Annotated in this window: 2 protein-coding genes; both read right to left on the bottom strand. The window is 27.4% G+C overall.

Going from position 1 to position 13,997, the window contains the following annotated elements; genetic code table 4:
• Positions 1 to 784: 784 nt before the first annotated feature.
• Entirely contained in the window at positions 785 to 1,495 is a 711-nt protein-coding gene (locus tag MAGTDC_RS05820; protein WP_192572976.1) for a cobalamin biosynthesis protein, read from the bottom strand.
• Positions 1,496 to 4,253: 2,758 nt separating this feature from the next.
• Positions 4,254 to 5,711, bottom strand: coding sequence for a GTP-binding protein (locus MAGTDC_RS00835; RefSeq protein ID WP_192572975.1), 1,458 nt, complete (start codon positions 5,709 to 5,711; stop codon positions 4,254 to 4,256).
• Positions 5,712 to 13,997 lie beyond the last annotated feature (8,286 nt).

The raw sequence follows: 13,997 nt of genomic DNA, 5'->3' as shown, positions 1-13,997 counted from the left end.
GGTGTAAGTGTTGATAAGTTCAATTGTTCAAGATATTTAATTGATAATCTTTGAAAAGCTTGGATATTAAATCAAAGTTTTGTTGTGTGTTGTGATAAGTTTATAACATTTGGTTGATTTTGTTAGTAGGATTGATGTTTTAGATCAGGTATAATCAGGTTATTGTTATTAATTATTGTATTAATGATGGTGGTTCTTGATGGTATGGTTTTGTTTGTATAGGATGTTGTTAAGATCATAATGTTATATGAATATATTTGATATGTTGATAATGGGATAGATTTATGTTTAATTACAAGGTATATGGTCTAAAGAATCAGTCAGTTTGTTTGGTTTTTGATAGACTTAATAAATTATAATATCCTCTTATTATTCCGATTAATTTAAAACCTTTGGTTGTTATCAGCGAATCCGAATAAACTATATTGGTATTGATAATGAGTAATAAGTTCGAAATTGGTGTTAAAGGTTATCGATACAACGTTGGAACATGGTTGTGGGTTGTTGTTTTGGTACAAAATTGGGATGATAGTATGGATGTTTAGATGGATCTAGAGATAGAAGTTACTAACCATGAAGGATTTAGTTCAAATCTATCAATTATGATAGGTTCAAAAAAAATTTAGATGTGGTTAGGTTTATATATTATATTTATCGATTAATTGTAGGTGGTACTTCTGGTACGATTAGAAGTTAATATATTTATGACAACATAATTAATACATGATATCATCGAACATCTGTTAAGTTTTATAACATCCGGATTTATTACATGCTTTAGTTTTTAGTTAAACATATATCACTTTTGATCTAAATATCTAAGATACATCCCTTTCATTACTATTATAGTAACCATTAATATCATCATGAATATGCTAAGCTGTGTTTTCAGTCTAACAACATCAATGACATTTGGTAAGTGACCGTTGTTATTAAGTTGTTTATGAATTAGATGGAGTTTGTTGTAGATGTTATTTGTTTTGATTTTAATATCGAATCGTGATATAAGTTTTAAGACCAAAAGGTGTACACTTCATTTATGTAGGTTCAATAGACCGAACACGTTGAGGTTGGTGTTGCCGATTGATCTTATTAAATTTGATATAAGGATTAATGTGAAACATGGACATGATGCCATGATGTTGTTTACTTTTCATGTATCCGAGGATAGGATATTATCAGAAGATTTGGTACCACCAAGCATTGAGTCAATTAAATCCAATGTTTTAGATAAAATTAAACCAGGAAGACCTGTAAATAGATAATAAAATAGAGGTAGTAATATACTGTTATTGAAATTTTTTATCAATGATAACAACATGGCGTTGCATATACCATGTTCATCAAGATGTTTGACTGTTTTGTTGTTAACCGATGATAGTTTATATCTACATAGATCTAAATCAGTACTGTATAGTTGATTCAAAGTGTTAGTTACATGGATAAATGTGTTCTTGTAAGAAAGTAATGTCGTTGCTATAATTAACTCTAACATCCAACCAAATTGTGTATAGTTTAATCACTTATGAAGATTGAAGCCTAGATATCACTCGATAATATAGGGTATTAATAAGATCAGATTACCATATCATTTTGTTGTAATTGATTTTTTCTTAAGTAATCAGTAAATGATTTGAGCTAACCGAATAATTGGAGTGTTAACAACTTGTTGTATGTATTTCACCATGTTTTGTCAACCAAACACCAATGCCAACGAAATAATATTAACGGTTGAATATCTCATTAAAGCAGTATTACACTTAAATCTTGGTGATTAAGATCCGACTATCCAGTTTGTTTTTCGATAAATAAATAACTTATTCAATGATCTGTCATTGGAGTGATTATTTCAAAATTATACTAACTTTGGTTTGTACGAAAGAAATTATTTTAAAGACATATTTAATAGTTGAAATCAATGGTTGTTTAGAATTGGAAAGTATTTATTCGATGTATATTTTGAATAGTAGTACAATGTGTTAATCTTTAATAGATATTATAAACCTAATAAACGAAGTACATGTACAACGTTGACATCAAGGATGAATATGTCCGATTGGATTACTTGGAGGTTGTAACATAGGATTAATATTTACTCTAATCTCTTAACCAAACACAGCTGTTAACAACAAAAACCATACTAACAGCATGTTATAAGGTTTGTAACGGTCTTGTTGGTAATCAAATAATATGTTTCCGCTATTCTTGTAAAGACTTAAATTGTATAACCATAATATCAGGAGGTAATCAATTCAGAGATAAGATTATATGTGGAAACCAACAAAAACTCATTAACTAAACTAACCGAAGTTGAAATATGTTATTACCCAGATAACAATTCGTTACTTCTCTTTCAACGAACTTAATCCTTTTTCTTAAAAACAACGATCAAACATGATGTCTTATTACTGTTAACATGGAGGAACAAACGGTTACATCATTGACTTCTCAATCTCTATTGTTAGAAACAGGTATAGAGAGATTAATCATTGGAAACAGTCATAACAACATGTTCTCTAAATCTAATGGTGTAGTTATTAAAGTTGATTCAACAAAATTTTATTATCTATACCACTGCTATTAACCTGTTATTTTGTTTATAAACTGCTATTGACAAACACGATAATCAAAACGTGTATATAAGAATTAGGTCAATAGTATTACCATTGCAACTAGTTATTAAAAAGGTGAATCCATAGTTTAATGTCAGTCATACTACCATAGGGGAATTAAGTTCAGTTGCCAACCTGTTGGTAGTGTTTACGTGTTGGGAAGGATGTAACTTTGAAGATTCTGTTTAATTTCAGAAGGTTAATAGGTTAATGCCGCAGGAATTACTGGTTTGTTTGGTTAGTTCAATTTAGTTTAGTTATTCATTGATGTTTGATCGGTCGTTCAAAAGGTTCTAATGATTATGTGTTTTTCAATTATCTGAGTATAATCTGTTCAACCGTTGTTTATAATCCAATGTTGGTCTTTAGAAATATGTTAATCGTTGTGATTTGTTTTTTAAATTTATTAATGTTATTTGGTTGTTGTTTTTGTGTTATCGTTGTAAGTGTTTCTCGATTTGATAGGGTATTAAGTTATAATCTTGGTAGTTGGATTTGGTTGTTAACAGATCTGTTTATTTTAATATCCATGTATGAAAACAACATGTGGCTATCGAAATGTACCCTCCTTAGGAGGGGTTAAACACCAGATGTTCATGTACCAACGTTTGAAGTGCATAATATCTGCATCTGTAATAACCATCATCCCATGGTTAGTTCCTATACTGAAACCATATTAATCCGAACATATTAACTAAAACATAACTTGATAACAACAGGTACATAGTTATCGTTGATCGTAACAACAATCCTGTATACATGTAATTGACGAAGTATGTATAATACAAAGACCGATGGTACAACCATCGATAAGTTCAATTCAACAACCGATAACAACATAACCAAGAGATGGTAGAAACGTTTTATAACAATGGTTTGTTTAGAAAATCTATAAGGTAATAAATCTGTCAACTAAATGTTATGATAAAATGATGTGATAAATTATATGGTTTGATGTAAATGTTTGGATTATTTCATGATGGTTTTAACTTGAAATAACTTGCTCGGCATAAAGATTTGTGGGTTCGGATGTAGGTATAGATTGGTCGTTGGTTAATGTGATGTTGTGGTTAAAGTTAAATAAAAAACCTGATGGCATTGATCAAAATTAATAGTAAATGGACTCAGAAATATGAACAAGAAACGATTACTGAATAGATTTTAAAGAACGGTAAACAGGTGTATCAAGTACTAATAACATTAATAACCAAAACAAAATCCAAGATACCCTCATTTAGTACTATTGAAGGAATAATATAAGATTAAACATGTAATATAAATCTCTTAACAGGTTATTCTATAATTTGTTCATAAATAATATTTAATAATTAAACCAAATATAACCTATTCCTGCCAAACGTTGTTGTGACAACATTGGTTTACTTTTTTTTCATCAGAGATCAATCTAAACGTTGGAGACTCGGATTATAATCAAATATATCATGACTAATAATATCTTTCTTTAAAATGATTATCAATTGTTACACCACCATGACTTCATAAACGAACAACTTCATGAATATTATATCTATAACATTATTTTAATTTTTTTGTTAGTTATAATTGTAATGGTTATAATTTATACGATTTATATTAACTAATAACCTACTTATAAGATTCAAAATTAAAGGATTATAGTAACTATGATGTCAACTTATCGTTTAATCCAAGATCTTTTTTCTCATGAATAATTAATCCAAACAATTGATTTACTTCATTGAAAAACTTAACTTCAGAACAAAATCGTTTTAGTGTTTTAACTCGTACTGTAAATAATGGCTGTTCTTTACGAATAAGTACAAGTCGTTGATTGACATGAATTTCACCGCAAATTAATTTAGTACCATATATAGTACGGTGTTGTGATTGAAATATTTTTTCTACCCGAATTAATAACTGTTGTCTTGTTATTAATTTTTCTAACCATTGTACAAGCATGTATATAAATTTCGGATTGAGTACAGTAACACTTGATCGTTTAGCAATACACTTAGTACTTACAACGGACTTTATATCAGAAGTTATTAAAGTTGGTTTTGTTATTATTATGAGAACAACATTTATAATTCAAATGTACTCAACAATTTCTGTAACAACCTTCGGTGTTAATTCATTTATTAAATCAATAATCTCACTAAAACTAGAACACAAATTAGCTTTAATTATTGTATCAGTTATTCCGACTAAAAAATTATCACGATAAGAGAAATTAACATTAACTTGTTTTATCGGCATTGTAGTACAACGGTTGTTTTCAATATGGTGTTTAAATTGGATGTTAGTTGGTAGTATGGTTAATTCTGTGATACAAACTGCTATGGTAAAATGAGTATTCCTCTTGAAATAAATGTTGGAAGATTCGGTTCCAAGTATCACAACCGTCCCATATTTCAACAGTCCTTGAACTACCAACACATTAGCAACTGTTCTTAATCTGTTAATTAAATTAATTTCTAGGATAATTCCAATAGGTAATGAATTTAAATTGTTCATAAATGTTGATCTGTTTACTAACGAACACAATAAATTTAATACCTGTTTTATATTCTCACTTGATTTGGCTGAAACCAAAACTTCGGTTGTATTGCCACCAATTATTTCAGGAACAATACCAATCTTAACTAATTCACTTCTAGTCTTAGAAATGTTTTCTTCCATTTTAACTATTCCACAATCAAGTTTATTATACACTATCAAAGTTGGTAAGCCATATTGTTTAATTTGCTTCGCATGTTCAAGTGTTTGGGGCTTTGGTCCGTCTTGGAGTGATACAATTAACACCGCTATACCAAAAGTATGTAAACCATATAAACACATATTTCTAACTAGTAAGTAATCAGGATCATCAATAAACGTTAATTTCATTCCTTTATGTTTAAACATGTCAACCTTGTGGTATCGAATAGTACAATCTGAGTAACAGGATGTTGAATTTTTTTTGGTTATACTATCAATCAGACTTGTTTTACCGTGACACGCATGGCCAAAGACATACACAATCGGTGATTTTGGAACAACATCATGAATATTATTATTTCTAACCACTAATGTAATACCACGTTTGTTAATTTGTTTCAGTGACAGTTCAACCAATTTCAAATATATGTTTCATTTATAGATGTATTGTTTATAAAATTAATAAACTTAAGCCTTAACATTTATTATTATCTCAATTAAATTATCAACCTAAGTGATTAACTTACTACATAAATCACGATTTGGTTATATATAGACAACAAAATGTTGGTGTTTGAGCAGTTAGAAAGATGGGTATAATAGGTTAGCTATAACGTTTATGTTTTAAAAAACTACTGGTTGTTAATATTCTAGAACCGATTAAGATAAAGTTAACAACGAAGTAACATGTATAGAAAAGGTATATTATGGATGAACTTTGAGCTTATAGATTTGTAAATAATTATAACAAACGATGTGAACTATTTGAAGTGGTCTGTAATATCTCATTGTCATGGGTTTATTATATTAACTTTAAGCAATACGAATAAGCATAGCGGTCAAACATCGTTTGAGTTGTAAGCCAATACAGACACGAATGGTATATGTTTTTAAAAAAAGATTATCATCTGCCAACATCCATGTTTCAAGATTTAAATAGAATTAAGAGATATTAATAAATGAAATTAAATCAATGTGATCGGATAATAGTTAATTATAATAACGTAAATATTGGGTATTTTTATTTGTTTAAACAACGATACAATGATTTATATCTATTTGTAATGAAATCGATTCAAAGTTAAATATCTTTAGTACTTAACATTATTAATGATAATTTATATCAATTTACATCTGATGTCTTCGAACTAACAAATTAATATTAAAATAAAGGAATTAATAATGGGATCATAGTACTTTCGATAGTCAAAATCTTTGATTACATACGATTTAGCATTGATGTTTTTTTAGAATATGGTTCGATGTAACACTTTAAACACAACAAATTCATCTCGTTTAACACTCCATTAACTATAATCCAAATACACTGTAAGCTAAGATGTTAATGAATATATAAAACAGGTAATAACTAATGATTTACTGAACTATTAAATTAAATTTACTAAAATATACAACAAAGATAAACAACCATGTTATAAATAAAACTATAGATAAATGGATGTTAATAATCACTACGTTTGTTTACCAATTTCATTAAATCTTGTTTGTCTTTAAGATGATAAAAAAATTATGTTATGTATTAAGAAATTATAAGATTGGTCGTTAGAATATCTAACCTAGATTTATTGATGTTAATTATATCTGATTTGTTAATTACTACTAATCAACTATTAACTCAGTCATTTGAAGTCATAAACATATTCGTAATTACATACATCATCATAAGATTAAGAATTATATCATAAGTTAATCCTTTTTTATGTTTACTTATATAAAACAAACAACCATCTTTTTTGTTCCAACGTTCTCGGATGTTGTAATTTATAATGTTTCTAGTGATATAATTCCGAACAAATATCAATAGATGTGATTATTAAGTTAATTACCTTAAGGAGTAACAAACAGTTCGAATTACTTAATTAAAAGATGTTAGGTTAACGTACCAACATAAATTTCATGGTTTCTTCAATCATCTGTGTTGTTATTAGAGTAATTTTAAACGATATAAATTAAACAGGTATATTTTAATGAACTGTTAAAACTTGTAATTATACAGATGTGATAAAATGTTTGATGTTTTAAGTAAGTACTAAAAATAATAAGAACGGAACAAATCGGCAGATCAATTCCATTGATAACTTGTATTATCGGATGATGTTTCGGTTATTATCTTCATAATCAATTCAATCAATACAAATATGGCCAAACATTAGAATTAACTTTGGTATCAATGGTACTAACATATAAAAAATTATTTCATTGTATAACTAACGTTTTAACTTAATTGAATAGTACCGATCTAGTACTGTTTAGACATAAACTATCATCTGTTATTCATAAACCAATAAACCACATCACCGAACACCATATATGCAACTATATGTTGTAAGTTTTAACAAAAAAGGTTTCAGCGATGAAACGTTGTTACCATTGTTTTATTATTTTGTTGTTAGTATCCACCGGATTATTTTACATAAAATATTCTATCAGACAACTTCAACACTAAACAATCCATGAACATTGAGTAGATCTTTAACTTTAAACGCATGTGAAACAGATGGCATTATACCGATGTTATTATGAACCATGTTAATTCTCTATCATACCTAGTATCAACATTAAATACTAATAAAACCAAACCATCTAGTTTACACAATCCATGAAATCGAAGTGTACATTTTTTTGTAGTACTAAGCATTATGTCATGATTTAATGGTAAAATTATAATTAATAACCGACATGATAAATCTTCTATTCTTGATAGATATTTTGATAACGACTGTTGCCAACAAAATGTCATCGATGTTGTAAGAGCAGGAACCGATACTTAGTCTGTTTACTACAATATTGATGGTTGTTATGATAATAATAAAGTAACTGTAGTTCATGGTTTTGAATCAAATTATAAAATCAATTACAACTATTGTAAGCAAAACATTTCAACATCCATATATCACAGATAACTACATTTACCTATTATCTTCTTTATGTCAGAAATGAACTGATAAACCTTTATATTTTCCAGTATATTTTACACCGATATCATGACAACAAAATAACAACATTCATACAAACAACACCAATACCATTGTTTATGGTTTTTAATCTTGATATATTATTCCCATTAATAGAAACAGACCAAGTTAAACCTTAAATCCATATTATATCGATTCAAAATCCTAAATGAATATAAACTAAAAACAAGTATTAACCGTTAATACTAACAACGACCAACAACAAAAAAACTTATTAACTTTATTGATATACTTAACACAAAACTCATATGATCAACTTCCAAGAATACCATTAACCTGAACGTTGTAAATATTGAATTAAATACTACTTCCGTTGTTTATTGAAATTAATAATAATTTATTATACATCATCAACGTATAAATAACTACAATTATTTTTCGATAACAACACTGACAACATCATGTTCGGAAGAGATATATGCTTGAGGTATATTAGGACGGTTGTATCGAATTTACTTTAGTTCGAATGGCCAATGTCTGTTATAAATCTCAACTTAAAACTATGGTTCGATTAGTAAGTTAAACATAAATCTCAATTCTTAGTTTTTTTTGTTATCATTTAAAACAACCTGATAGTGTTATTAACACCAAAAATTATTACTACTGTATCATAGGAAGTTAACATCAGTTAAAAATGTGAACAACATCCGCTTAGTTCTACTAGTAATATGTCTATATTTTATAATAAAAATTTACATATCTTTAACGGTTCGATCAACGTCCAAACAATGACATTTCTCCAATCATTTTATCATTTGGAATGAAAGTTTCGATGTTCTAATTAAATCCAAATTCCCAATCCATATTCTCATCATTTCATCAGTTCTCTGTAGTTAACAGTTAAACAAGATCCAGATACTATGAAACTAAATTCTGTTTCCTTTCAGATACCAACAACAACATTGTGTTTCGTACTACACATCAATGCAAATGGTAATGTTAAAATCCTATTTGATCAGTATTCCCACATGAGAAATGTTTATCGAAACATCAATCAGTTCTGGATTTAAATGAAATGTTGTCATTCCTACTAATATAAAAAAACAAGAAATAAGAAGTTGAATCCTTTTGTTTGTAATTCCTCTGTTCATGAGTGTTACTTCGAATTAATCTATCAATAAGTTACAAACTAGTCATCGTACATAATGTAACCTTAATACATAATTAACCTGATGGTTTTAATATCCAAAGCATAAGATCACTGATTAGATTCAACTTAAACCATTATCCAATATCCCAATCAAACAAACACCGGACATTGTCAACTTGTTGTTAATAACATTGGTTTTGTTGTTAATGGTTCTAAACATGATAATTCCGAGTAAACAACCCAATCATCATTGAAAACAACCATGAACAGGTTAATGTAATAAATTATGTTAATGGAATAAATGTAAACTAAATGAAACTTACATTAATGTGTCTAAATACCCAAACCACCATCACTACATATTTCATCTATTATTACTTTAAATCCATTTACCTATTGTTAATAACTATTACATTAAAACAAAAACCCATCATAATAATAACTGAACATACAAAATCCCAGTCCCATAAACATAACATCTTACTACGTTGATAAAGAAAAGAATTTAATACAACCCGATGACATGTTACATCTCGACACTTTTTAAAAACCAACAGGTCAATGACATAGATATTACATATATATTTTTGGTAGTTATTAGATGTTAATACTTATAAATAAAAGAATTAAAACGTGTTTAGGTTATTATTAGACATAGCATATTGGTTTATATTTGATCAACAAATATTTGTTTCATATTGTTTACATTTTGTAGAGATATCAATAACAATGAAGTTTTAAATTAAAACATATCCATATCATATCTGTATCAGGTCTACGGTGTTTTATTAAAGTCGTAGTATTAACCCTGAATGGAGGTTGTAAACACGTATGTGTTGCTATGGATCTAATAAGATAAAAATTTTATCACATACCATGTGTATGTTTTTTTTGTTCTTGGTAACAGATTTTACAATTCATTGATTTGTATATAATTCATCGGTTCTTGATAGGAATAGATGTAAATAATAGATGGTAATCGATTAGAAGTAATTATAATAGACCGATTTAATCAATCATCTTCATAAGACAATCAAATTTTTGAACATAATCTTAAATAAGAACTTATGTGGTAAATCACCTGAATATTAATTACATTATACCTACCATCCATGTTGGTGGTTAAAAACATAATTACAGGCCATTGTCACCACATTTTTTCTATAAGTTATTACATGAGAACCGAAATATTCTCTTTACATCTATGTAGGTTTTTAATAATATTGATAGGATAATTATCGGAGATTAAGTACTAATAACCTTCTGTTAACAAAAAAGAGGATAACACCCATTAGTCGGATTTAGTTAATTTGTTGTGTCCGTGTTACCAACATTCTAACAAGATGTGAATTAAATGATAACTTGTTGTGCCATTGGTTTGACATTACACCAAATGTTATTAATTCAAGATATCGACTTATGAATATAATATTAGATTAGAGTATGTTTAAATTAAAATCATAAACATTATGTTATAAATTATAAGACTTACATATATATTTGAACAACATGTTTGGTTTTAAAAGATGTTAATGTTTTGTTTATTTGTTGTTAATAATTCTACATAAGATCTGTTATCAGGATGTATCCGTAATAGGATCTTAACAGTCGTTATATTGAATGATCTAAGCTCCATGATAATATATGGTCTTTAATAATAAGGTAAATGTAACAGATACCGACTCTCAACCAATTAAGATGATATAATCGAGTAATAATAACCTACATGTTGATGTTTACAACGTTTGAAGATGGTATAACTTTACAATGGGTAGATGATGTTGTGATGGTGGTTTTTATAACAAGATTTAATCATCATTCGTATAGATCGAAGATAATTGATGAAATTATACCAACATTTTATATGTTATATTAACATGAATACGTTGTACTAGCTAAGTAAATTAATCAATAACAACTACATATTAAACCAAGCTACAGCTAACATGATGAAGTGTTTGGATGTTGGTTATTGACCACATGTTTGTTAGTGTTAAGTTACTAAGTACGAACAGAATATTGATTAGATAAGTGGTAATTACGTTTACAACCTGCCATAGTTAATAACAGATACAACATGTTGTTTGTTAAGTCTATAACATATTTGAACGAGTGATTAATGATAACCTATATGTTTGGTTAATAATCTGTTTGCTATTAACTTGTATAAAAAATTGATTAATCTAAGGGTCATGATATTAAAACCAACGGTTAGTAAGTTATTGCGGGTATTATAGATAACGGGTTGTATTAATGAGGTTTCAATAGAATTCGATTATAACTAATTGTGGTTGATGAATTAGATAATCTGATCGGGTTATAAACTAAGCAATTAACCAATCATGTTTATAAATTGTTATAAATTATTATTTAACAACATGGATATTAATTCAAATCATTTGGTTTATTCGTGTAATGATTTACCAACGGGAAAATGAACTAAGAACATATTTGATTATTGATTTATGTTAATGGATAAATCATTATAGATTATAATAGTTCTATATTTTGTGATAGTAATTAAGGTATCTAGAACACAGATGGTGGGTTTAATGTTTACATCTGCTGACGTGATCGAAACGAATAGATTAAATGGATGTTAAATGTTTACCAAATTATTGATACCAACAAACCAACATGTTAATGGAAAAAACATGAACATTGAAGATAATAAATTAATATGTTGTGGTACAACGTGTATAGTTTTGGTAATTGTTTAATTATTAAGTTTAATAAATTACATGTAAATAATAAATGATTGTTTAACCATAACATTGGAATTATTTAACAACCGATTAGCAGCAACAAGTAGACTGTATTTCTTTCTATGTTTTGTGGTTGTAAGCTAATGTTATTAAATGTTATGATTAATAAAATGTAAATTATAAACAATTTGATACGATGTTTTGTTATGTTGATAATATGGATTAACTCATCACTGAACCAAGATTTAATATCTAATGATATATTTATATTCTTAGCAAGTACTGAATCATGACCGTATACGTTGTATACTAATAGTATAAGGTGATTAAATCTGTCATAAACGAACGGAATAAGTGTTAGATATATTTTACCAATAATACGTACAGTTAATATCCTATTGGTATATCAATGTTTACAAATATTATAACGAAATCTATGATGATAATATGGAACTTGGATGTAAGTGAATAAAATTAATCCTATGATTACTTATAATACCTAATATCAATAATAAAAAACAACAACAAGAAGGTAAGTGTTCAGATTATAAGTTGTTAAGACTATTAATTAAGTAGTCGTTTGATGTTAACATCTAGGTTTTGTTAGGTTCGGTTAGACCTTGAGAGAAAACGATTAGTTTTGTTAGTCTTTGTCATAAGCAGTTTCAAAGGCTTCGAAATAATAGATTCAACCCTTGGTAACATGTTTTTTGTTGTTAACTTTATTAATTACTAATCTTGTTTGTTATGAATTTGAATTTTATCCCTAAATTGGAAAGTATTTACATAGTACCAATTGTTGAGAACAGATTAAATCAGTACAAATGAGGGATTGATGGTAATCGTCAGATTAATTAACATCATTGTAATACCATAAATGGACAATAAGGTGGGTAATTAGTAAAACATACATACATGATGATCAAATAAGATGATAAACAACCAAGGATAATAAATGTATGATAGAAGTTGACAGAGATGTTTAATGACAACACAATGGAATTGGATTATCGATTTCACTCATAGATAATGGTAAATCATGGTTTAGTTTCGAATGTTATTAACAGATATATTATAATACTTTTTGGTATAACCGTCAATATTAGTATTATCCGATGGATCAATAATGGAAATATAACATGGCTAATGTTTAATACCCAACAAAATGATGAACAAACAACAACATCCGAACGTTGATGTTAATACCTATTTTGTTGTAACAATTCACATAATACCTCGAAGTTATTAGTTTGTCGATCTGTGTTTTGATTAAACAAATCAATTAATTGTATAACTTATGAATACCACTAAAACATTTGGTTGTTTTAAAAACTAATGATAATCATAACGACACATTTAAATTATGGTATTATAATATTCTATAAAAACCATTGGTACTAACCGAACTTGTTATAATAATAAACCATCTGATTTATGATACCAACAAAATATTGATTATCAACGTTTGGTTCATTTATTTGATATAATCTTAGATAGAAAATTTATAATGAATAGCTATAAACATGATTCATAATTATCATTTATATTATGTAATATCTTATATAAGAAGTTCAACCAATAGGACTTACCTCATAAAGGTTAACACTTAAACACGATAACAACAAACCATGAATATGGGTATAGAAGTATTAATATCTAAATTCACATTAATACAAAGGAATTAGATTCGTTTATATATATGTGGGTGTTTAACAACCATGGGATGTTGGACAGTTCAGAAGATAAATTTATCAGTTATCTCAAATTAATAGTTCTATATTATTAGATATGAATGAATAATATTTAGTTATCTATATAAACATAAAATCCAATGTAATATATTTAACTTTATTACATTTTAAGGAAATATACAAAACATTCGTTACCAATTGTGTTAACATAAAATGATTGGTTTAAA

Source organism: Candidatus Hodgkinia cicadicola (genome assembly GCF_002774925.1).
The sequence above is the reverse complement of the archived record's forward strand: the minus strand, read 5'-3'. Positions and strand labels throughout refer to the sequence as shown.